The following is a 22,408-nucleotide window of genomic DNA, read 5'->3' as shown; positions in this document are numbered from 1 at the left end:
TCGAAAGTCACTTTCTAACTTTCGGTAGTTCCATCTGAACTATTGACGGGTGCTTGGCTGAAACCGTAGGTTGACGAGCGCACAACGTGACACAGGTCACAGTTGCGGCTCACTTGGCTTCACCCTCCCGAAGGAGCATTGATGCGCAACCGTCCCACCCCTGCCGCGAACCACGAGGTTCCGGCTATCGCACGCAAGCTCGGGCTCAACCGTCGGCAGCTGCTGGCGGCCACGACAGGCATGGCCGCGGCGGGAATCGCCCTCGGCGGTGTCCCTCTCGCCGGTCCCGCCGCCGCCGACAACGCACTGCTGATCCCGCGGCCGCGGCGCGGGATCATCCTCTACACGGTGCGCGACGCGATCAGTCGCGACCCGGCCACCAGCCCGTACGCCTCGGGGTTCAAGGCGGTCCTCGAGGAGCTCTCGAAGATCGGCTACCGGCAGATCGAGTTCGCCGGCTTCAACCAGAATGCCAACGCGCCCGGCGGCAACGTCAACAACGTCGAGGGCGCGCACCTGCTGCGCATGTGGCTCGATGACAACGGTCTCGAGGCCGAGGGGAACCACGGGTCGGTGCCCTCCACGATCACCGATGCGTCCCTGGCTGCCTTCGACGCGGCGTGCGAGGTCGCGAACATCTTGGGGATGAGGCACATCGGGACCGGAAGCGATCCCACGGGGTCGGCCTACCTGGCCGACTGGCAGGCCGCGGCCGATCGCTGGAACATCCTCGGCGAGCGCGCAGCCGGACACGGGCTCAAGCTCTACACGCACAACCACGACATCGCGTACAGCTTCCTGCTGGACAGCGGGCCCAACGACGCGCTGGGCCGCCCGACGCGGTCGTCCGGGGTGCGCCGGCTGGAGTGGTTCCTGGCGAACACCGACCCGCGCTACGTGTCGCTGGAGATGGACATCTACTGGGCGCACGTCGCGCAGTACAAGCACCACACCTACACCGCCCCCGACGGCAGTCTCGTCGAGGACCGCTTCGACCCGCTCGAGGTCGTCAAGTCCGCGCCGATGCGCTTCCCGCTCTTCCACGCCAAGGACGGGAAGAAGGACGAGACGCAGGCCAACGGCTACGTGATGGCGCCGTTCGGGGAGGGCGACATCGACTACCAGGCCTTCTTCGGCGACATGCCGGCACGGGGCTACCACAACCCGATGTGGGAGCAGGACACCGCGCCCGGCGGTGCGGCCAACCCTGGCCAGTCCCTCGCCTTCGCCAAGCTGAGCTACCAGAACATGGACGAGCTCCGCGGCTGACCGGCCGCCACCTCTCCCTTCGCCAATCGCCGGAGCGCGCCCTCACCGGGTCGCGTTCCGGCCACCGGCGTGCTCGCACGCCCTTCTCCGGCTTTCTCTCGCTCTCGCACTCCAAGGAATCGTCATGCCCGAACACAGCACAGTCGGTGGGGTACCCCGCCGTCGTGCCCGGCGATCACTCCTCGCGGTGACCTCCGGGCTCGCGCTCGCTCTCACCTCCGGGATCGCCCTCGCGACGCCCGCTGCCGCCCACGACGGTGTCGACCACGGCACCGAACCCGGGGCCGGCCTCGCCCTGGACTGGTCCAACTACGAGAAGGTCACGCTCACCAAAGACACCGGTGAGCCGATCGACATGGCCGTCCTGCCGGACCGCCGCGTGCTCACCACGGCGCGCAACGGTGACGTCCGGCTCGTCGACCCCGATGCCGGTACGACACGCGTGGTCAACACGATCGCGACGTACAACAACTCCGAGGACGGTCTGCAGACGATCACCCTCGCGCCCGACTTCGAGGAGTCGGGCTGGGTCTACCTCTACTACGCGCCACGCACCATGACCGGCCCGTACCCGACGGCCACGCCGTCCGGCTCGGCACCCAACACGCTGCCCGCCGGTCAGACCGAGGCCTACTGGGACCAGTGGAAGGGCTACAACCAGCTCACCCGCGTGAAGTGGGACGAGGCCGCCGACAAGCTGGATCTCGCGACCGAGCAGGTGATCCTCAAGGTCGAGGTGCAGCGCGGTCAGTGCTGTCACGTGGCCGGCGACGTCGACTTCGACGACCAGGGCAACCTCTACCTGGCCACGGGTGACAACACCCCGGCCGGAACCCCGGGCGCGAACGGGTACGCCCCCAACAACGACGCCCCCGGCTTCAACCCCGGCTTCGACTCCCGCCGCGGTGCGGGCAACACGAACGACCTGCGCGGCAAGATCCTGCGCGTCGCGGTCCAGGAGGACGGCTCGTACACCATTCCCGAGGGCAACCTCTTCGCCCCCGGCACGGACGGGACGCGCCCGGAGATCTTCGCGATGGGTCTGCGCAACCCGTTCCGGATGGACGTCGACCCCGCGACGAACTCGGTGAGCTGGGGCGACTACGGCCCGGACGCCGGGGCGCCGAACCCGGATCGCGGCCCGATGGGGTACGTCGAGTGGCAGACGACCTCGATCGACGAGCCGATCAACGGCGGCTGGCCCTACTGCACCGGAGACCACTTCAACTACAACGAGTGGAACTTCGAGACGGCGACGCCGCGGGAGTTCTTCGACTGCGCCGCTGGTGCGGAGAACAACTCGCGGTGGAACACCGGACTCTCGACCCTTCCGCCGGCGACGGCCGCAACCCTCTACTACGGCGACAACAACACCCACCAGCCCTGGCCGGAGCTGACCGACTTCAGCCCCGCCGGCGGCCAGGGGCCCATGGGCGGTCCGGTGTACCACTACGACGCGGACAACCCCTCGCCGACGAAGTTCCCCGAGTACTGGGACGGCAAGGCGTTCTTCGCCGAGTTCTCCCAGGACTACCTGGCGGCGTTCACCGTCGACTGGCCCAGCGGCCCGGTGTCGCACATCGAGCAGTTCCTGCCCAACATCGATCTCGAGACGAACCGGCAGCCGATCACCGACAGCCCGATCGACATCGAGTTCGGGCCGGACGGGTCGCTCTACGTCCTCGACTACGGTGACGGCTTCTTCCGCGCCAACCCCGATGCCGGCCTCTACCGGATCGACTACAGCGTCGGCAACAAGGCACCGCGCGCGGACATCGTCGCCGACCCCATCTCCAGCAGCTCCGCACCGCTGACCGTCGAGTTCGACGGCTCGGGCTCGGTCGACCCCGAAGGCGGCGCGCTCACCTACGACTGGGACCTCGACGGCGACGGCACCTTCGACGCCACCGGGGCGACCACGTCGCACACCTACGACGAGCTCGGTCGCTACACCGCCCGGCTCCGGGTGACCGACGCCGAGGGACGTCGCGGCATCACGTCGACCTCGATCAGCGTGGGCAACGTCGCGCCGACGATCAAGGTGGCCACCCCGGCCGAGGGAGGCTTCTTCGACTGGGGTCAGGCGGTGCCCTTCGACGTGACGACCGACGACCCCGAGGACGGCAGTGCGACGGTGTGCTCGCGGGTGACCTGGACGTTCGGCCTCGGGCACGACGTCCACGCCCACCCGCTCAGCCAGGGGACCGGCTGCCGGTTCGCGATCCCGACGCCCGCCGACGCCACCGAGCACGGCGAGACGGAGAACATCTACGGAGTCGTCGTCATCGGCTACACCGACAACGGCGCCAACGGTGTGCCGGCGGCCCGGTCCGAGGTCTCGATGGTCCTCAACCCGAAGTCGCAGGAGGCCGAGTGGGCCGACGCCTCCGAGGGCGTCGCGATCGCTCCGGACGAGACGGCGAGCGGCCTGCGGAAGGTCACCTCGCTCGATGAGGGCGACTGGCTCTCCTGGAAGCCTGTGAACCTCGCCGGCATCACCTCGGCGAAGCTGCTCGCCAGCGGCACCGGCACCGTACAGCTGCGCTGGGGGTCGGCCGACGCGACGCCGTTCGCCTCGTTCGACGTCTCCAGCGAGGACTGGTCCGAGACCACGTCCGACCTGACCGGAGCGCCGTCGGGCAGCGGCGAGCTGTTCGTGACCTCCACCGGCGGAGTGACCCTGGACCGGATCAGGTTCGTCGGCGACGGCTTCGCCGACGTCACGCCTCCCACGGTCTCCGCGACGCTCGACCCGGCGCAGCCGACCGGGCAGAACGGCTGGTGGACGGGGAACGTGTCGGTGGCGGTCGTCGCGACCGACAACGGCACCGTCGCCTCCCGGCAGCGCTCGACCAACGGCGGTCAGACCTGGGAGAACGCGAACAACCCGCTCACGGTGTCCGCGGAAGGCGTCACGACCGTGCACTACCGGGCGACCGACAACGGCGGCAACGTCTCCGAGGTCGGGAAGGTCGTGGTGCGGATCGACAAGACCGCTCCGCAGGTCGCGGTCGACGGTGTCACCGACGGAGCCACCGTCGGCAACGCCGGGGATGCATCGTGGTCGGCCACCGACGCCACCTCCGGTGTCGGGTCCGTGACCGCGACCCTGGACGGTGCGGCGGTCACCGGTGACACGCTTCCCCTGTGGCGGCTCTCGCTCGGGTCGCACACCCTCAAGGTCACCGCGACCGACAAGGCGGGACACGCGACGACGAGAACGGTGACGTTCACGACCAGCACCTCGCTGGCCGAGCTCACCGCCCTGACCGAGCGGCTCGCCCGCTCCGGCGAGATCACCCCCGCCGGGGAGAGCGTCCTCGAGAAGCGGCTCAGCCAGGCCGCCAAGCACGTCGATGCCGGACGGTACGCCTCCGCGCGATCGCAGCTGCGGGAGTACGCCGACCTGGCGGCCAGCTCGCTCTACGTCGCCGACGCCGACGCTCGTGCCGCGCTGCAGCGCGACGCCCGGGCGGTGATCAGCCAGCTCTGAGGTACACCTCCGTGCGGGTCCAAGGGCATGCCCTTGGGCCCGCACGGCCGTTCCGGACGTACCGAAACCCTTGACGTCGCTCTGAGAGCCGTTCTACGATCGTTCTGATATATGAGTTGTGTATCATTACCGGCATCCAGGAGCCCAGCATGACCATCAGTCCTCCCAGCTCGACCGCTGTTGCGTCCGTGGCGACCGCCCCCACAGCGACGACCAACGTGCTCACGCTCTCGTGCCAGGAGCGCCCGGGGATCATGCACGCGGTCACGAGCTTCCTGTACGACCGCGGCTTCGACATCCTCGAGCACCAGCAGCACGACGACCGGATGGGGGAGCTGTTCTTCCTCCGGACCGCGTTCGCCTCTGCCGACGGGGCCGACGTCGATGAGCTCACCGCCGCGTTCGGGCCGATCGCTGACCGGTTCGGGATGTCGTTCACTTTCCACGACGAGCGCAAGCCGCGGCTGCTGGTGATGGTCTCCAAGTTCGGCCACTGCCTCAACGACCTCATCTTCCGGTGGCGGGGCGGGACCCTGGGCGGCGAGATCGCGGTGGTGGCGTCCAACCACGAGGACCTCCGCCCGATGGCGGAGGCGGCCGGGCTGGACTTCGTCCACATCCCGATCACGGCCGAGACCAAGCCGCAGGCCGAGCAGCGCATGCTCGACCTGGTCGACGAGTACGAGATCGACCTGGTCGTGCTCGCCCGCTACATGCAGATCCTCTCCGACGGCCTGTGCCGTCAGCTCGAGGGGCGCGCGATCAACATCCACCACTCGTTCCTGCCGGGCTTCAAGGGCGCCAAGCCCTACCACCAGGCGCACGATCGTGGCGTGAAGCTCGTCGGTGCCACCGCCCACTACGTCACCGCAGACCTTGACGAGGGGCCCATCATCGAGCAGGAGGTCAACCGGGTCGACCACACCTACACCCCGCAGGCTCTGGCCAACGTCGGTCAGGACGCCGAGTGCCTCGCACTCTCGCGTGCCGTCCGCTGGCACTGCGAGCACCGCGTCCTCATGCACGGCTCCAGCACCGTCGTGTTCCGCTGACCACCCACCCCGAAATCTCAGGAGTTGCTCATGCCATCGTCCCGCAGCACCGTCTCGCCCCGCACAGTCATCATCGGCGCCGGCATCGTCGGCACGAACCTCGCGGACGAACTCGTGTCGCGCGGGTGGTCCGACATCACGGTCATCGAACAGGGCCCGCTCAGCCTGCCCGGCGGCTCGACCTCGCACGCCCCCGGTCTCGTCTTCCAGATCAACCCCTCGAAGACGATGACCCTGTTCGCCAAGTACACCGTCGAGAAGTTCATGGGCCTGGAGAAGGACGGCCTGAACTGCTTCAACCAGGTCGGCGGCCTCGAGGTCGCGACGACCGAGGCCCGCGTCGCGGAGCTCTACCGCAAGCTCGGCTACGCCAAGTCCTGGGGGATCGATGCCCGGGTCGTCGGCCCTGCCGAGTGCAAGGAGCTCTACCCGCACATCGACGAGTCGCAGGTCCTCGCCGGCCTGCACATCCCCACCGACGGTCTGGCCCGGGCGGCTCGTGCCGTCGACCTGCTCGTCGAGCGTACGCGTGAGGCGGGGGTCACCTACCTCGAGCACACCACGGTGACCGGAGTGCTGCAGGAGGGCGGCCACGTCACGGGCGTGGAGACCACGAACGGTGTGGTCGAGGCCGACATCGTCGTCTCCTGCGCCGGGTTCTGGGGCGTCGAGGTGGGGAAGATGGCGGGCACCGACGTGCCGCTCCTCCCGCTGGCCCACCAGTTCGTCAAGACCACACCCGTCCCGGTCCTGGCCGGCAAGCACGAGCTGGCCGACGGCGCGACCCTGCCGATCCTGCGTCACCAGGACCAGGACCTCTACTTCCGGGAGTGGGGCGAGGTCTACGGGATCGGCTCCTACGCCCACAAGCCGATGCCGTACGCCGCCTCCGACCTCGGTCCGACCCCGGAGCACGTCGACCACGACAACATGCCGTCCCGGCTCGACTTCACGCCCGAGGACTTCGAGGGCCCCTGGGACGAGTGCCGCAAGCTGCTCCCGTGCCTGCAGGAGGCGGAGATCGCGGAGTCGTCGTTCAACGGCATCTTCTCGTTCACGCCCGACGGCGGGTCGCTCGTCGGTGAGTCCCGCGACCTCGACGGCTTCTGGGTGGCCGAGGCGGTCTGGGTCACCCACTCGGCCGGCGTCGCCCGGGCGGTGGCGGAGGTGCTGACCACCGGGCGGTCGCAGTACGACCTCGCCGACCTCGAGCTCAACCGGTTCGAGGAGACGCAGCTGGCCCCGGCGTACGTCAGCGAGACCTCGCAGCAGAACTTCGTCGAGATCTACGACATCCTGCACCCGCTGCAGCCGAAGGAGTCGCCGCGCAACATCCGGGTCAGCCCGTTCCACGCCCGCCAGGTCGAGCTCGGCGCCTTCTTCCTCGAGGCCGGGACCTGGGAGCGGCCGCACTGGTACGAGGCCAACGCCGCTCTGCTGGACGAGCTGCCGGAGGAGTGGAAGTCGCCGACCCGCGACGACTGGTCGGCCCGCTACTACTCGCCGATCGCAGCGGTCGAGGCGTGGAAGACCCGCACCGCGGTCGCGATGTACGACATGACGCCGCTGCGCCGTCTCGAGGTCTCCGGTCCCGGCGCCGAGGCGCTGCTGCAGCGGCTCACCACCGGTGACGTGAGCAAGAAGCCCGGTGCGGTGACCTACACCCTCTTCCTGGACGAGCAGGGCGGGATCAAGAGCGACATCACCGTCGCGCGCCTGGAGGACGAGGTCTTCCAGGTCGGCGCCAACGGCCCGGTCGACCTGGCCTACCTCCGCCGGGAGGCCCGCAAGCTGCGGGCCGAGGATCCCGCGCTCGCCGCCCACGTCCGCGACATCACCGGCGGCACCTGCTGCATCGGGCTGTGGGGTCCGCTGGCCCGGGACCTGATCGGCAAGGTCAGCGCCGACGACTTCACCAACGACGGTCTGAAGTACTTCCGCGGCAAGCGGGCCACCATCGGCGGGATCCCGGTCACCGCGCTGCGGCTGTCCTACGTCGGTGAGCTCGGCTGGGAGATCTACGCCTCCGCCGAGAACGGCCAGAAGCTGTGGGACGTCCTGTGGGAGGCGGGCCAGGAGCACGGCGTCATCGCCGCCGGGCGGGCCGCGTTCGGTGCGCTCCGCCTGGAGAAGGGCTACCGGTCCTGGGGTGCCGACATGACCACCGAGCACGACCCGTACGAGGCGGGTGTCGGGTTCGCGGTCAAGACCGCGAAGGAGGACTTCGTCGGCAAGGCCGCGCTCGAGGGCCGCTCGGTGGAGACCTCGGCCCGCCGCCTTCGCTGCCTCACCATCGACGACGGCAAGTCCATGGTGCTCGGCAAGGAGCCCGTGCTGTCGGGGGAGACCTCGGTCGGCTACGTCACCAGCGCTGCGTACGGGTTCACGATCGGCAAGCCGATCGCCTACGCCTACCTCCCGGCCGAGATCGGGGAGGGGGACCAGGTCGAGATCGAGTACTTCGGCCAGCGGATCCCGGCGACGGTCACCCCGGAGCCGCTCTTCGACCCGAGCATGAGCCGCCTGCGGGGCTGATCCGACGGGTCCAGATCGGGCGCCGGCCGGGTGGGCCGGCGCCCGATCGCATGTGGTGGGGAGCCCGCGTTCAGAGAACGCGGCGGATCTCGGTCGCGAAGCTGTCGACGTGCTCGCGGGTCAGCCGCTCGGCACGCTCGGCGTCGCCGTCGGCGATGGCGTCGAGGAGCTGCGCGTGCTCGGCGATGTGGGAGGCCAGGTCCGGGACCTTGTCGACGACCAGGCACCAGATCCGGGTGGCCAGGTTGTCGTACCTGATCAGGACGTCCTCGAGATGCTTGTTGCCCGTCGCCCGGTAGATCATCCGGTGCACCGACATGTCGAGCCGCATCAGCGTGGGCCGGTCGTCGCCCGCCCCGTCGAGCCCTCGAACCCGGTCGGCCATGGCGCGCAGCTCGGCGCGCATGCTGTCGGTCGCGGCCGTCGCCGCGCGGTGGGCGGCGAACGGCTCGAGCTGCTCGCGCAGGTCGGAGATGGCACCCAGCTCGGTGACGTCGACGGGCGCCGCGAACGTGCCACGGCGCGGGTAGGAGACGACCAGGTGGTCGGTCTCCAGGCGCTTGAGGGCCTCGCGCACGGGAGTGCGGCCGAAGCCGAGGGAGTCCGCGAGCCGGCCGTCGTTGATCGGCTCGCCCGGCCTGATGTCGAGCATGATCAGCCGGTCGCGGATGCGCTCGTAGGCGGCGTACGCCAGGGAGGTCGGCGGCGCTCCGACCGTCGGCCGGACGGGCGCCTGAACGTCGGTCATTCGATGTCACCACTTTCTTTGATCTGAACCGTCTGGTCTGGACCGTTGACAGGTGTCTTCGTCACCAGCATACTGGTGATCCGGAACTGATATATCAATCGTACTTCAAGAGTTTGGGAGCTCACCGTGGTTGACGTCCTGACTGCCTCGCTCGCGGACCTCGATCCGGAGGTCCGCGAGCAGATCGACGCCGAGCTGAGCCGCCAGCAGACGACGCTGGAGATGATCGCCTCGGAGAACTTCGCCCCCGCCGCCGTCATGGAGGCCCAGGGGTCGGTTCTCACCAACAAGTACGCCGAGGGCTACCCCGGCCGTCGCTACTACGGCGGCTGCGAGCACGTCGACGTCATCGAGCAGCTCGCCATCGACCGCCTCAAGGCGCTCTTCTCCGCGGAGTACGCCAACGTGCAGCCGCACTCGGGCGCCCAGGCCAACGCCGCCGCGATGTTCGCCCTCCTCGAGCCGGGTGACACCATCCTCGGCCTCTCGCTGGCCCACGGCGGCCACCTCACCCACGGTATGAAGATCAACTTCTCCGGCCGCCTCTACCAGGTCGTGCCGTACGAGGTCAGCCGCGAGGACTTCCTGATCGACATGGCCGAGGTCGAGCGCCTCGCCCTCGAGCACCGGCCCAAGCTGATCGTCGCGGGCTGGTCGGCCTACCCGCGCCAGCTCGACTTCGCGGAGTTCCGCCGGATCGCCGATCTGGTCGGCGCCCGGCTCATGGTCGACATGGCCCACTTCGCCGGCCTGGTCGCCACCGGCCTGCACCCGAACCCGGTGCCGTTCGCCGACGTCGTCACCTCGACGACCCACAAGACCCTGGGCGGCCCGCGCGGCGGCGTCATCCTCACCAACGACCCCGCCATCGCCAAGAAGATCAACTCCTCGGTCTTCCCCGGCCAGCAGGGCGGGCCGCTCGAGCACGTCATCGCCGGCAAGGCCGTCGCCTTCAAGGTCGCCGCGGAGCCGGAGTTCCGCGAGCGCCAGGAGCGTACGCTGCGGGGCGCCCGCATCATCGCCGAGCGACTGCTCGCCGACGACGTCGCAGCCGCCGGTGTCTCGGTGGTCAGCGGCGGCACCGACGTCCACCTCGTGCTGGTCGACCTGCGCGACTCCCAGCTCAACGGCCAGGACGGCGAGGACCGGCTGCACCGCATCGGCATCACCGTCAACCGCAACGCCGTCCCGTTCGACCCGCGTCCGCCGATGGTCTCCTCCGGTCTGCGGATCGGCACCCCGGCGCTCGCCACCCGTGGCTTCGGCGACACCGACTTCCATGAGGTGGCCGACATCATCGCGGCCGCGCTGAAGGACGACTTCACCGAGGAGACGGCCGACGCGCTGCGCGCACGGGTCACGAATCTCGCCGAGAAGCACCCGCTCTACCCCCACCTCATCGAGTCGAACGGAGCCGAGTGATGGCAGACCTGCTGCCCGAGCACCCCGACTTCCTCTGGCGCAACCCGGAGCCGAAGTCCTCCTACGACGTCGTGATCATCGGCGGCGGTGGCCACGGCCTGGCGACGGCGTACTACCTGGCGAAGAACCACGGCATCACGAACGTGGCCGTCCTGGAGCGCGGCTGGCTGGCCGGCGGCAACATGGCGCGGAACACGACGATCATCCGGTCCAACTACCTGTGGGACGAGTCGGCGGCGATCTACGAGCACTCCCTCAAGCAGTGGGAGGTGCTCCCCGACGAGCTCGACTACGACTTCCTCTTCAGCCAGCGCGGCGTGCTCAACCTCGCCCACACGCTGCAGGACGTACGCGACTCGGTGCGGCGCTGCGAGGCCAACCGCCTCAACGGGATCGACGCCGAGTGGCTCGACGCCGACCAGGTGAAGGAGGTCTGCCCGATCATCAACACCAGCGACAACATCCGCTACCCGGTCCTCGGTGGGACCTACCAGCCCCGCGCCGGCATCGCCAAGCACGACCACGTCGCCTGGGCGTTCGCCCGCAAGGCCGACGAGCTCGGTGTCGACCTCATCCAGGACTGCGAGGTGACCGGGATCGTCAAGGACGGCAACCGGGTGGTCGGCGTGCAGACCAGCCGCGGCACGATCGCGGCCGGGAAGGTCGCGCTCTGCGCGGCGGGGCACTCCAGCGTCCTCGCCGAGATGGCCGGCTTCGACCTGCCGATCCAGTCGCACCCGCTCCAGGCGCTCGTCTCCGAGCTCCACCAGCCCGTCCACCCGACCGTGGTGATGTCGAACCACGTCCACGTCTACGTCTCCCAGGCCCACAAGGGCGAGCTGGTCATGGGCGCGGGTGTCGATGCGTACAACGGCTACGGGCAGCGCGGCGGGTTCCACGTGATCGAGGAGCAGATGGCGGCCGCCGTCGAGCTGTTCCCGATCTTCGCCCGCGCGCACCTGCTCCGGACCTGGGGTGGCATCGTCGACGTCACGCCGGATGCCTCCCCGGTGGTGGGCAAGACGCCGATCGACCAGCTCTACGTGAACTGCGGCTGGGGGACCGGTGGCTTCAAGGGCACCCCCGGTGCGGGCTGGACGATGGCGCACACGATCGCCCACGACGAGCCCCACGAGTACAACGCCCCGTTCGCACTGGAGCGCTTCAGCACCGGTGCCCTCATCGACGAGCACGGCGCCGCCGCCGTGGCCCACTGAAAGGAGCCGACGATGATCCTCATCAGCTGCCCCAACTGCGGGTCCCGCGACGAGACCGAGTTCCACTACGGCGGTCAGGCGCACGTCCCGTACCCGGAGGACCCGAACGCCCTCAGCGACGAGGAGTGGGGTCGCTACCTCTTCTACCGCGAGAACACCAAGGGCATCTTCGCCGAGCGCTGGGTCCACAGCGCCGGGTGCCGCAAGTGGTTCAACGTCCTGCGCGACACCGTCACCTACCGCATCGCCGCCGTCTACCGCTCCGGCGAACCACGCCCCACCCTGGATGGAGGACAGCAGTGAGCACGACGTCGCACCGCCTCGCAGACGGCGGCCGCATCGACCGGTCGACCCGTCTCACCTTCAGCGTCGACGGCCAGGAGTACGCCGGCCACGCCGGTGACACCCTCGCCTCGGCACTGATCGCCAACGGAGTGCTCGAGTGCGGGCCCTCGCTCTACCGGCAGCGCCCCCGCGGCGTCCTCGCCGCCGGGGTCGAGGAGGCCAACGCGCTGGTCAGGCTGCGTCGCCCGGGTGACGCGGTCGCCGAGTCGATGCTGCCGGCCACGGCCGTCGAGCTCGTCGACGGGCTCCAGGCCGACTACCTCAGTGGTCTCGGCGAGCTCGACCCCGCCGACGACACCGCGATCTACGACAAGAAGTACGTCCACACCGACGTGCTCGTCATCGGCGCCGGCCCGACCGGGCTGGCCGCGGCGCGCACCGCGGCGGCCTCCGGCGCACGCGTGATCCTCGTCGACGACCAGCCCGAGCTCGGTGGCTCGCTCCTCTCGGCCCGCGACCTCGAGATCGACGACGTCGACAGCGACACCTGGCTGCGCGACGTCGCCGAGGAGCTCGCCGCCGCTCCGGAGGTCACCGTCCTCACCCGGACCAACGCCTTCGGCAGCTACGACGCCAACTATGTGATCGCCCTCGAGAGCCGGCTGGACCACCTCGACGGGCCGGCCAAGGAGGCGCTCGCCGGACTGTCGCGGCAGCGCCTGTGGCACATCCGCGCCCAGCAGGTCATCATCGCGACCGGCGCTCACGAGCGCCCGCTCGTGTTCGGCAACAACGACCGCCCCGGCGTCATGCTCGCCTCGGCGGTCCGCACCTACCTGAACCGCTACGGCGTCGCCGCCGGCTCCAACGTGCTGCTCGCGACGACCAACGACAGCGCCTACGAGGTCGCCGCCGACCTGGCTGGTGCCGGAGTCGCCGTGGCGGCCGTGGTCGACGCCCGCGCCGAGCGGTCCGAGGCCGCGCGCCGGGCCGAGGAGGCCGGCATCGAGGTCGTCCTCGGCTCCGCCGTCCTCGACACCGCCGGAGACCCGCGGGTCACGGCCGCGACGGTGTCGGCCATCGACGCCGACGGTGTCGCGGTCGGCGAGCGGCGGGAGATCGCCTGCGACGTTGTCGCCGTCGCCGGCGGCTGGAGCCCCGTCGTCCACCTGCACAGCCAGCGGCAGGGCAAGGTCCGCTGGGACGAGGACCTGGCCGGGTTCGTCCCCGACGGCGAGGTCGCCGACCAGCAGATCGTGGGGTCGGCCCGGGGCAGCTACACCCTCGACGCCTGTCTCGCGGAGGGCCGCCACGCGGCAGCCACCGCGCTGCTCGCCACGGGCTTCATCGGCGCGGCCGAGGCCCCGGCAACCGCGCTCCCCGCGGCGTCCGGCAACGGCACCACCCGAGCCCTGTGGCTCGTCGCCGAGGACGGCGTCGCGCTCGACGATCTGGTCGACCACTTCGTCGACCTCCAGCGCGACCAGACGGTGCACGACGTACTGCGTGCGACCGGCGCCGGCATGCGCAGCGTCGAGCACGTCAAGCGCTACACCTCGATCAGCACCGCCAACGACCAGGGCAAGACCTCCGGCGTCAACGCCATCGGGGTCATCGCGGCCGCGCTCAACGACGGTCGCAGCCCCGGCGAGATCGGCACCACGACGTACCGCGCGCCGTACGCTCCGGTCCCGTTCGTCGCGCTCGCCGGCCGTGAGCGGGGCGACCTGTTCGACCCGGCGCGGCTGACCTCGATCCACCCGTGGCACGTCGCGCACGGCGCCGAGATGGAGATCGTGGGGCAGTGGCTGCGGCCCTGGTACTACCCGCAGGACGGTGAGTCGCTGGACGAGGCCGTGCTCCGCGAGTGCGCCGCGGTCCGCGAGTCCGTCGGCATGATGGACGCGACCACGCTGGGCAAGATCGAGGTGTGGGGGAGCGACGCCGGTGAGTTCCTCAACCGGATCTACACCAACGCCTTCAAGAAGCTCGCCCCCGGCTCCGCCCGCTACGGCGTCATGTGCACGCCCGACGGGATGATGTTCGACGACGGCGTCACCCTCCGCATCGACGAGGGCCGCTACTTCATGACGACCACCACCGGCGGCGCCGCCAAGGTCCTCGACTGGCTCGAGGAGTGGCACCAGACCGAGTGGCCGACCCTGGACGTCAGCTTCACCTCGGTCACCGAGCAGTGGGCCACCGTCGCCGTGGTCGGTCCGAGGTCGCGCGAGGTGATCGCCAAGATCGCGCCGGACCTGGACGTCAGCAACGAGGCGTTCCCGTTCATGACGTTCCGCGAGACCACGCTCGCCTCGGGCATCCCGGCGCGGGTGTGCCGGATCTCGTTCTCCGGCGAGCTCGCCTTCGAGGTCAACGTCGAGACCTGGTTCGGTCCGCAGGTGTGGAAGGAGATCCACGCCGCCGGTCAGGAATGGGCGATCACCCCGTACGGCACCGAGACCATGCACGTGCTCCGAGCCGAGAAGGGCTACCCGATCGTCGGCCAGGACACCGACGGCACGGTCACGCCGCAGGACGCCGGCATGGAGTGGATCGTCTCCAAGGCGAAGGACTTCGTCGGCAAGCGGTCCTACAGCCGGGCCGACACCTCCCGCACCGACCGCAAGCACTTCGTCTCGGTGCTGCCCGTCGACAAGTCCTTCCGGCTGCCCGAGGGCACCCAGCTCGTCGAGGCCGGTACGCCGATCACCCCTGCCGACGGGCCGGTGCCGATGCTCGGCCACGTGACGTCGAGCTACCACAGTGCCGCGCTCGGACGCTCGTTCGCCCTGGCACTCATCAAGGATGGCCGCAACCGCATCGGCCAGACCCTCGTCGCGCCGGTCGGGGACCGACTGGTCGACGTCGTCGTCGCTGAAACCGTCCTCTACGACCCGGAAGGAAGCCGCCGCGATGGTTGAGACCACGATCGAGCCGCTCGACAAGACGATCTCCGGTCTGCGCGTCAGCCCGGCCCACCACCTCCACGGCGCCTTCGTCGACGCCGGCGTCACCGGAGCCTTCGGGGTGCGGGTGCGCGAGGAGCAGTTCCTCACCATGGTCGGCCTGCGGGTGCCGGTCGGCTCGCCCGACCGGGCGCGCCTGGCCAAGATCCTCGGTGCCGAGCTCCCCGACGGATGCGGCGAGGTCGCCACCGGCCACGACGTGGTCGTCCTGTGGCTCTCGCCCGACGAGTTCCTGGTCATCTCGCAGAGCGTGGCCGGCTCCACCCTGGTGTCCTACCTGCGCGCGGGCGTCTCCGAAGGTGGTGCCGCGGTCGTCGACCTGTCGGCCAACCGCACCACCCTCCGGCTCGAGGGGCCGTCCGCGCGGGCCGTCCTGGAGAAGGGCTGCCCGCTCGACCTCCACCCGCGGTCCTTCGCGGAGGGCACCGCGGTCGTCACCAACATCGGCCGGGTCCCGGTGATCCTGTGGAAGGTCGAGGCCGACTCCTACCGGATCCTGCCGCGGGCCTCGTACGCCGACTTCCTGGGCCGCTGGCTGATCGACGCCATGGCCGAGTTCAAGGTGTTGGGATCCGGCTGATGGCACTCAGCGTCTTCGACATGTTCTCGGTCGGCATCGGGCCGTCGTCGTCCCACACGGTCGGCCCGATGCGCGCGGCGGTGCAGTTCACCGACGCCCTGAAGGCGGGGTCGCTGCTCGACGCCGTCACCCGGGTGCAGGTGGAGCTGTTCGGCTCCCTCGGCGCCACCGGCCACGGGCACGGCTCCGACAAGGCGGTCGTCCTCGGTCTCGAGGGCAACCGTCCCGAGACCGTCGACACCGACAACGCCGACGCCCGGGTCGCCGAGGTCCGCGCCACCCGGCGGCTGAGGCTCGCCGGTGCCCGGGAGATCGAGTTCGACGCCGACGACGTCGTGATGCACCGCACCCGCACCCTGCCCGCACACCCCAACGGGATGACCTTTCGCGGGTTCGGTGACACCGGGGAGGTGCTCCAGGAGAGCACCTACTACTCGGTCGGCGGCGGGTTCGTCGTCGACGAGGACGCGGCCGGCGCCGACCGGATCGTCGAGGACGCGACCCCGATCCCGTACCCGTTCACCACCGGGGCCGAGCTGCTCGCGGTCTGCGCCGAGTCGGGCAAGCGGATCAGCGACGTCATGCTGGCCAACGAGCTGGCGTGGCGTACGGAGGAGGAGGTGCGGGGCGAGCTGCTGCACATCTGGTCGGTGATGCAGGAGTGCGTGCACAACGGCTGCACCCGGGTCGAGCCCACCCTGCCCGGCGGGCTGAAGGTCCCGCGGCGCGCCCCCGGCCTGTACGCCCACCTGCACGCCTCCACCGACGAGACCGACCCGCTCCGGGCGATGGACTGGGTCAACCTCTTCGCCCTGGCCGTCAACGAGGAGAACGCCTCGGGCGGCCGGATCGTGACCGCCCCGACCAACGGCGCCGCGGGCATCGTCCCGGCCGTGCTCCACTACTACGAGAAGTTCGTGCCCACCGCCGACGAGGACGGGATCGTGAGGTTCCTGCTCGCCGCCGCGGCGATCGGGATCCTGTTCAAGATCAACGCGTCGATCTCCGGCGCCGAGGTCGGCTGCCAGGGCGAGGTCGGGTCCGCCTGCGCGATGGCCGCCGGCGCGCTGTGCGAGGTGCTCGGCGGCACCCCGGAGCAGGTGGAGAACGCCGCCGAGATCGGCATCGAGCACAACCTCGGTCTCACCTGCGACCCGGTCGGCGGCCTCGTACAGATCCCGTGCATCGAGCGCAACGCCATCGCCAGCAACAAGGCCATCAACGCCGCCCGGATCGCCGCGCGGGGTGACGGCAGCCACCGGGTCTCCCTCGACGCCGCGATCAAGACCATGCGCGAGACCGGGGCCGACATGAAGATCAAGTACAAGGAGACCTCCCGCGGAGGCCTCGCCGTCAACGTCATCGAGTGCTGACGGGCCTCGCGAGAAGGAGAAGCGCATGACGACCGCAGCAAAGATCGACGGCAAGCGCGTCGCTGCCGAGCTGAAGGCCGGGCTCGCCGAGCGGGTGAAGGCCCTGCACGAGGCCGGGATCGAGCCGGGTCTCGGCACCATCCTCGTCGGGGACGACCCCGGCTCCCGCTCCTACATCGCGGGCAAGCACCGCGACTGCGCCGAGGTGGGCATCGCCTCGCTCCGGATCGAGCTGCCCGCCAGCGCGACGCAGGCCGAGATCGAGGCCGCGGTGCGGCAGCTCAACGACGACCCGAGCTGCACCGGCTTCATCGTCCAGCTGCCGCTGCCTCCGCACGTCGACACCCACCGGGTCCTGGAGCTCATCGACCCGGACAAGGACGCCGACGGGCTCCACCCCACCAACCTCGGCAAGCTGGTGCTCGGCACCCCGGCCCCGTTGCCGTGCACGCCGCGCGGGATCATCGAGCTGCTGCGGCAGCACGACGTGCCGATCACCGGCCAGCGCTTCTGCGTCATCGGCTGCGGTCTGACCGTCGGCAGGCCCCTCGGGCTCATGCTCACCCGCCCCACCGAGCACGCCACCGTCACCTTGTGCAACATCGAGACACGTGACGTCGCCGCCCACGCCCGCGCCTCGGACGTCATCGTCGCGGCGGCGGGCGTGGCTCACCTGGTCAAGCCCGACTGGGTCAGTCCCGGCGCCACGGTCCTGTCCGTCGGGATCACCCGCACCATCGAGGGCATCCTCGGCGACGTGGACCCGAACGTCGACGTCGTCGCCGGCAAGATGACCGGCGCCACCGGCGGAGTCGGGCCCATGACCCGCGCCATGCTGCTGACCAACATCGTCGAGATCGCCGAGCAGCAGCTGGCTGCCAGGGAGGCGACCGTCGGGGCGCTGACATGATCGCCACCCAGCTGCCCACCGACGCCGCGCGACGTTGTCAGGTGATGGGCATCATCAACGTCACCCCCGACTCCTTCTCCGACGGCGGCCGGTTCCTCGACATCGACGCGGCCGTACGCCGGGGCCTCGAGCTCATCCGTGACGGCGCTGACATCCTCGACGTCGGTGGTGAGTCCACCCGGCCGGGCGCCCAGCGCGTCAGCGAGGCCGAGGAGCTCGCCCGGGTGATCCCGGTGATCGAGGGCCTGGCCCGGAGCGGGTTCCCGGTCTCGGTCGACACCATGCGCGCCTCGGTCGCCCGGCAGGCGGTCGCGGCCGGAGCGGTCATCGTCAACGACGTCTCCGGCGGGCTCGCCGACCCCGAGATGCTGCCCTTCCTCGCGGAGGCGGACGTCACCTGCGTACTCATGCACTGGCGGGCGCACTCCACCCGGATGGACGACTACAGCTTCTACGACTCGGTCGTCGACGACGTCTGCGCGGAGCTCCGCGGCCGGGTCGAGTCGGCGCTCGCCGCCGGCGTACGCGCCGAGCGGATCGTCCTCGACCCCGGTCTGGGGTTCGCGAAGAACGCCACCCAGTCCTGGGAGCTGCTCGCGTCCCTCGGGAGACTGCGCGACCTCGGCTTCCCCGTCCTCGTCGGGGCCTCCCGCAAGCGGTTCCTCGCCGAGGTCACGACGTACGGACGTCGCGAGCCGGACGTCCCGGCCGACCGTGACGAGGCCTCGGACGCCGTCGCCACGATCGCGGCCGCCGGAGGGGCCTGGGGCGTACGCGTGCACTCGGTCTCCGGCGCGGCGGCCGCCTCCCGGGTGGCCGCGCGCCTCCGTGGTGCCCCGGTCGACGCCGGCCCGGCCGGCGCGTGGGCGGGCCGGCGGTGAGTCGCCGCTCGGCCGCCGCCGTCGTACGTCGCCTCCTGCTCGACGCGCGCTACGAGGTCCTGCCCACCGCCGCGATCGAGGAGGTCGTCACCACCGCTCTCCCCGTCGGCCGGACGGTCACCGTGACCGCCTCCCCGGCCAAGGGTCTGGAGCGGACCGTGGACCTCTCGATCCGCCTCGCCGGACACGGCTACGACGTCGTGCCCCACCTCGCCGCGCGCATGGTCTCGAGCCGGGCCGAGCTCGCCGACATCACCGGTCGCCTGAAGGCGGCCGGCATCGAGAAGGTCTTCGTGCCCGCCGGTGACGCGGAGCAGCCCGGGCCGTTCCCCGGCGCGCTGGAGCTGCTCGAGGCCCTCGTCGATCTGGGCGACCCGTTCCGCCATGTCGGCGTCGCCGGCTACCCCGAGGATCACCCGACGATCATCCACGACCGCCTGGTGCAGGCGATGTGGGACAAGCGCCACCACGCCACCGAGATCGTCAGCAACCTCACCTTCGACCCCGATGCCCTCACCGACTGGGTACGCCGCGTCCGCGCCCGAGGCGTCACGACACCGATCGTCGTGGGGCTGCCCGGCCCGGTCGAGCGTGCCAAGCTCCTCGCGATGGCCACCAAGATCGGGGTGGGGGAGTCGACGAGGTTCCTCGCCAAGAACAAGGGGATGTTCGCGCGCATCGCCGCGCCCGGCGGCTACTCGCCGGAGCGGTTCCTCAGGCGCGCCGCTCCGGGCTTGGACGGCCCTGAGGCCGCGGTCTCGGGCCTGCACCTGTTCACGTTCAACCAGGTCGCCGAGACCGAGGCCTGGCGCCGCGACCTGCTGGCACGCCTGGGTGGTGACCACCGATGACCGACACCGCCCTCGAGCACCTCGCCGAGGTGGAGCGCCGGCTCCTCGCCCGCTGGCCGGAGACCAGGATCGCCCCGTCCCTGGAGCGCATCCGGGCGGTGACCGACCGGCTCGGCCGTCCGCAGCGCGGCTACCGGTCGATCCACATCACCGGCACCAACGGCAAGACGAGCACCGCGCGGATGGTGGAGGCGATCCTGCTCGAGCTGGGCTCGACGGTCGGCAGGTTCACCAGTCCTCATCTCGCCGACATCCGGGAGCGGATCAGCATCGACGGCCGGCCGATCTCCCGCGAGGGCTTCGTCCGGGCCTATCAGGACGTCCTGCCCGCGGCCGACGCCGTGGACCGCGAGAGCCCCACGCCGCTGTCGTTCTTCGAGATGACGGTCGCCATGGCCTACCAGGCGTTCTCGACCGCCGGCATCGACGTCGCCGCGGTCGAGGTCGGCATGGGTGGCATGTGGGATGCCACCAACGTCATCGACGCCGAGGTCGCGGCGATCCTCCCGATCGGCCTCGACCACGTCGACCACCTCGGGCCGACCAGGCTCGACATCGCGGCCGAGAAGGCCGGGATCATCAAACCCGGTGCCCTGGCCGTGACGGCCCGGCAGACGCCCGAGGTCGAGCAGCTCCTGCGCGCTCACGCCGACGCGTATCTCGCGCGGCTCATGGTCGAGGGGCGCGACTTCCGCCTGCGCGGCCGACGAGTGCTCGACGAGGGCCAGATCATCTCGGTCGCCGGCCTCGCGGGTGACTATCCCGAGCTCCCGCTCTCCCTCCACGGGCGCCACCAGGCGCACAACGCCGTGCTCGCGATCGCGAGCGTCGAAGCCCTTCTGGGGGACGCGATCCCGCTGGACCCGCTGCGGCGAGCGCTGGGTTTGACCAGGTCGCCCGGGCGGCTGGAGGTGCTGCCCGGGAACCCGGCCGTGATCCTCGACGCCGCCCACAATCCCGACGGCGCCCGCGCCCTCGCGGCCGGCCTCTCCGACCTGGGTCGGCGCCCGACCGTCGCGGTCGTCGCCGCGATGGGCGACAAGGACCTGGCCGGCATGCTCGCCGAGCTCGAGCCCGTCGTGACCACGATGATCTGCACCCGGAACAGCAGCCCGCGGTCGCTGTCGGCCGGAGACACCGCGGCCGAGGCTCGAGGCGTCCTGGGCCCGGACCGGGTCGTGGAGATCGGGCATCTCGGCCATGCCCTCCTCGAGGCGGTCCGGACAGCCTCGGCGCTGTCCGGGGAGGGTGGGGCTCAGGTGCTGGTCACCGGCTCCGTCGTCACCGTCGGGGAAGCACGCCGCTTGCTGGGACTGTGACCCTGGCGGACATGTGAAACGGTCCTGCCCCCGGCCGATCTGGCCGGGGGCAGGACCGTCGTGCAGTCCGGTCGGGGTCAGCTCACCATGCCGTGCGGGTCGATGACGTACTTGGTCGCGGCGCCCTGGTCGAACGCGGCGTAGCCCGCCGGGGCCTCGTCGAGGCTGATCGTCTTCGCGTTGACGGCGTCGGCGATGTGGGCCTTGTCCGCGAGGATCAGGTTCATCAGCTGGCGGTTGTACTGCTTCACCGGGCACTGGCCGGTCACGAACGTGTGCGACTTCGCCCAGCCGAGACCGAGCCGGACGCCGATCTGGCCCTGCTTGGCCGCGTCGTCGACGGCGCCCGGGTCGCCCGTGACGTACAGGCCGGGGATGCCGAGCGAGGCGCCGGCACGCGCGACGTCCATGATGTCGTTGAGGACGGTGGCCGGCTGCTCGGCGGCATCGCGGCCGTGGCCGCGCGCCTCGAAGCCGACCGCGTCGACGGCGGCGTCCACGACCGGCTCGCCGACGATGTCCGCGATGATGTCGGCCAGGGCGTCACCGGAGGAGAGGTCCGCGGTCTCGCAGCCGAAGCTGGCCGCCTGCTTGAGCCGGTCGGCGTTCATGTCGCCGACGATGACGGTGGCGGCACCGAGCAGCTGCGCCGAGTACGCCGCGGCGAGCCCGACCGGGCCCGCGCCCGCCACATAGACCGTCGACCCGGTCGTGACACCGGCGGTGTAGGCGCCGTGGTAGCCGGTCGGGAAGATGTCGGAGAGCATCGTCAGGTCGAGGATCTTCTCCAGGGCCTGGTCGCGGTCGGGGAACTTGAGCAGGTTGAAGTCGGCGAACGGGACCATCACGTACTCCGCCTGGCCACCGAGCCAGCCGCCCATGTCCACATAGCCGTACGCCGCACCGGCCCGTGCCGGGTTCACGTTGAGGCAGATGCCGGTCTTGCCCTCGTTGCACATGCGACAACGACCGCACGCGATGTTGAACGGGACCGAGCAGATGTCACCCACCTCGTGGAAGAGGACGTCGTCGCCGATCTCGACGATCTCGCCGGTGATCTCGTGGCCGAGGGTCTGACCGACCGGGGCGGTCGTCCGGCCGCGGACCATGTGCTGGTCGCTGCCGCAGATGTTGCTGGTCACGAGCTTGAGGATCACTGCATGCGGTGCCGCACGCTTGATGCCGAGGCCGCTGACGACATCCTGGGGGAGCTCCAGCTTCGGGTAGTCGATGGTCTCGACGGCCACCTCGCCCGGCCCCTTGTAGACGACGACTCTGTTGTCTGCCATGGCGTCTCTTCTTCCTGCCCCCGGATGGGGGCGTCCGGCGTTCTCAGGTTGCAGAAGATGTTTCTTATAGCGAAACAGCAGCGCTATATGAAACAAACTAGACCGTCGAACGCGTCGGCATCAAGACCCTCGTTCGACCGATTTCGCGGCTCGCGCGGCGGCGTCTGATCGCTCGCGCCGCGCCTACCCGGCAGTAGGGGGTGACCAGGGCGATC

The 22,408-nt window shown here is 70.3% G+C and carries 16 protein-coding genes; 14 read left to right on the top strand and 2 right to left on the bottom strand.

What is annotated here, in order from left to right; genetic code table 11:
* Positions 1-141 precede the first annotated feature (141 nt).
* The 4 genes from ACWZJV_RS07065 (at position 142) to ACWZJV_RS07050 (ending at position 8,349) form a co-directional block, all read left to right on the top strand.
* Entirely contained in the window at positions 142-1,269 is a 1,128-nt protein-coding gene (locus ACWZJV_RS07065) for a sugar phosphate isomerase/epimerase family protein (protein ID WP_008362229.1), read from the top strand.
* A 124-nt stretch (positions 1,270-1,393) separates the two neighbouring features.
* A complete protein-coding gene (locus tag ACWZJV_RS07060; protein WP_457180733.1) occupies positions 1,394-4,762 on the top strand; it encodes a PQQ-dependent sugar dehydrogenase in 3,369 nt (1,122 codons plus the stop codon).
* A 149-nt stretch (positions 4,763-4,911) separates the two neighbouring features.
* Complete coding sequence (gene purU / locus ACWZJV_RS07055) at positions 4,912-5,814, top strand: formyltetrahydrofolate deformylase (protein ID WP_008362231.1); 903 nt, start codon at positions 4,912-4,914, stop codon at positions 5,812-5,814.
* Positions 5,815-5,844: 30 nt separating this feature from the next.
* Positions 5,845-8,349, top strand: coding sequence for a GcvT family protein (locus ACWZJV_RS07050; RefSeq protein ID WP_457180730.1), 2,505 nt, complete (start codon positions 5,845-5,847; stop codon positions 8,347-8,349).
* A 70-nt stretch (positions 8,350-8,419) separates the two neighbouring features.
* Here the strand turns inward: ACWZJV_RS07050 and ACWZJV_RS07045 are convergent, their stop codons facing one another.
* On the bottom strand, positions 8,420-9,097 hold the full coding sequence (locus ACWZJV_RS07045) for a GntR family transcriptional regulator (protein WP_457180728.1): 678 nt from the start codon (positions 9,095-9,097) through the stop codon (positions 8,420-8,422).
* A 126-nt stretch (positions 9,098-9,223) separates the two neighbouring features.
* Between ACWZJV_RS07045 and glyA the strand changes: the two genes are divergently transcribed.
* From glyA to ACWZJV_RS06995, 10 genes are read left to right on the top strand one after another with little or no spacing between them, the layout of a single operon-like run.
* Positions 9,224-10,519, top strand: coding sequence for a serine hydroxymethyltransferase (gene glyA, locus ACWZJV_RS07040; protein WP_457180726.1), 1,296 nt, complete (start codon positions 9,224-9,226; stop codon positions 10,517-10,519).
* On the top strand, positions 10,519-11,736 hold the full coding sequence (locus ACWZJV_RS07035; protein ID WP_196873217.1) for a sarcosine oxidase subunit beta family protein: 1,218 nt from the start codon (positions 10,519-10,521) through the stop codon (positions 11,734-11,736). Before glyA ends, ACWZJV_RS07035 begins: the two co-directional genes overlap by 1 nt.
* Positions 11,737-11,748: 12 nt before the next feature.
* The gene (locus tag ACWZJV_RS07030; RefSeq protein WP_457180724.1) at positions 11,749-12,039 is read left to right on the top strand and encodes a sarcosine oxidase subunit delta; all 291 of its coding nucleotides are present in this window, start codon (positions 11,749-11,751) and stop codon (positions 12,037-12,039) included.
* Positions 12,036-14,945 (top strand): sarcosine oxidase subunit alpha family protein, encoded by a 2,910-nt coding sequence (locus tag ACWZJV_RS07025; RefSeq protein WP_457180722.1) that lies wholly within the window; start codon positions 12,036-12,038, stop codon positions 14,943-14,945. The genes ACWZJV_RS07030 and ACWZJV_RS07025 overlap by 4 nt, the downstream gene beginning before the upstream one ends.
* Entirely contained in the window at positions 14,938-15,570 is a 633-nt protein-coding gene (locus tag ACWZJV_RS07020; RefSeq protein WP_457180720.1) for a sarcosine oxidase subunit gamma, read from the top strand. The genes ACWZJV_RS07025 and ACWZJV_RS07020 overlap by 8 nt, the downstream gene beginning before the upstream one ends.
* Positions 15,570-16,943 carry an L-serine ammonia-lyase gene (locus ACWZJV_RS07015; RefSeq protein ID WP_457180718.1) on the top strand — a complete coding sequence of 458 codons (1,374 nt, stop codon included), beginning with the start codon at positions 15,570-15,572 and terminating at the stop codon, positions 16,941-16,943. Before ACWZJV_RS07020 ends, ACWZJV_RS07015 begins: the two co-directional genes overlap by 1 nt.
* A 25-nt stretch (positions 16,944-16,968) precedes the next feature.
* Positions 16,969-17,853: a bifunctional methylenetetrahydrofolate dehydrogenase/methenyltetrahydrofolate cyclohydrolase gene (locus tag ACWZJV_RS07010; RefSeq protein ID WP_457180717.1), complete on the top strand. Its 885-nt coding sequence runs from the start codon at positions 16,969-16,971 to the stop codon at positions 17,851-17,853.
* Positions 17,850-18,734 carry a dihydropteroate synthase gene (folP, locus tag ACWZJV_RS07005; RefSeq protein ID WP_457180716.1) on the top strand — a complete coding sequence of 295 codons (885 nt, stop codon included), beginning with the start codon at positions 17,850-17,852 and terminating at the stop codon, positions 18,732-18,734. The genes ACWZJV_RS07010 and folP overlap by 4 nt, the downstream gene beginning before the upstream one ends.
* Positions 18,731-19,585: a methylenetetrahydrofolate reductase gene (locus ACWZJV_RS07000; protein WP_196873221.1), complete on the top strand. Its 855-nt coding sequence runs from the start codon at positions 18,731-18,733 to the stop codon at positions 19,583-19,585. Before folP ends, ACWZJV_RS07000 begins: the two co-directional genes overlap by 4 nt.
* A complete protein-coding gene (locus ACWZJV_RS06995; RefSeq protein ID WP_196873222.1) occupies positions 19,582-20,904 on the top strand; it encodes a bifunctional folylpolyglutamate synthase/dihydrofolate synthase in 1,323 nt (440 codons plus the stop codon). The genes ACWZJV_RS07000 and ACWZJV_RS06995 overlap by 4 nt, the downstream gene beginning before the upstream one ends.
* 77 nt (positions 20,905-20,981) lie before the next feature.
* Here ACWZJV_RS06995 and fdhA read toward each other — a convergent pair whose 3' ends face one another.
* Complete coding sequence (gene fdhA / locus ACWZJV_RS06990) at positions 20,982-22,193, bottom strand: formaldehyde dehydrogenase, glutathione-independent (RefSeq protein ID WP_008362252.1); 1,212 nt, start codon at positions 22,191-22,193, stop codon at positions 20,982-20,984.
* Positions 22,194-22,408 lie beyond the last annotated feature (215 nt).

The organism is Nocardioides sp. WG-D5, from assembly GCF_054031175.1.
Note: the sequence above shows the minus strand (reverse complement) of the source record. Positions and strands in the feature narration are given on the sequence as shown.

What these genes read in the sequence shown, in the direction of transcription:
- ACWZJV_RS07065 (WP_008362229.1), top strand. Translation starts at nt 142, where the DNA reads ATGCGCAACCGTCCCACCCCTGCCGCGAACCACGAGGTTCCGGCTATC.
- ACWZJV_RS07060 (WP_457180733.1), top strand. Translation starts at nt 1,394, where the DNA reads ATGCCCGAACACAGCACAGTCGGTGGGGTACCCCGCCGTCGTGCCCGG.
- purU (WP_008362231.1), top strand. Translation starts at nt 4,912, where the DNA reads ATGACCATCAGTCCTCCCAGCTCGACCGCTGTTGCGTCCGTGGCGACC.
- ACWZJV_RS07050 (WP_457180730.1), top strand. Translation starts at nt 5,845, where the DNA reads ATGCCATCGTCCCGCAGCACCGTCTCGCCCCGCACAGTCATCATCGGC.
- ACWZJV_RS07045 (WP_457180728.1), bottom strand. Translation starts at nt 9,097, where the DNA reads ATGACCGACGTTCAGGCGCCCGTCCGGCCGACGGTCGGAGCGCCGCCG.
- ACWZJV_RS07035 (WP_196873217.1), top strand. Translation starts at nt 10,519, where the DNA reads ATGGCAGACCTGCTGCCCGAGCACCCCGACTTCCTCTGGCGCAACCCG.
- ACWZJV_RS07030 (WP_457180724.1), top strand. Translation starts at nt 11,749, where the DNA reads ATGATCCTCATCAGCTGCCCCAACTGCGGGTCCCGCGACGAGACCGAG.
- ACWZJV_RS07020 (WP_457180720.1), top strand. Translation starts at nt 14,938, where the DNA reads ATGGTTGAGACCACGATCGAGCCGCTCGACAAGACGATCTCCGGTCTG.
- ACWZJV_RS07015 (WP_457180718.1), top strand. Translation starts at nt 15,570, where the DNA reads ATGGCACTCAGCGTCTTCGACATGTTCTCGGTCGGCATCGGGCCGTCG.
- ACWZJV_RS07010 (WP_457180717.1), top strand. Translation starts at nt 16,969, where the DNA reads ATGACGACCGCAGCAAAGATCGACGGCAAGCGCGTCGCTGCCGAGCTG.
- folP (WP_457180716.1), top strand. Translation starts at nt 17,850, where the DNA reads ATGATCGCCACCCAGCTGCCCACCGACGCCGCGCGACGTTGTCAGGTG.
- ACWZJV_RS06995 (WP_196873222.1), top strand. Translation starts at nt 19,582, where the DNA reads ATGACCGACACCGCCCTCGAGCACCTCGCCGAGGTGGAGCGCCGGCTC.
- fdhA (WP_008362252.1), bottom strand. Translation starts at nt 22,193, where the DNA reads ATGGCAGACAACAGAGTCGTCGTCTACAAGGGGCCGGGCGAGGTGGCC.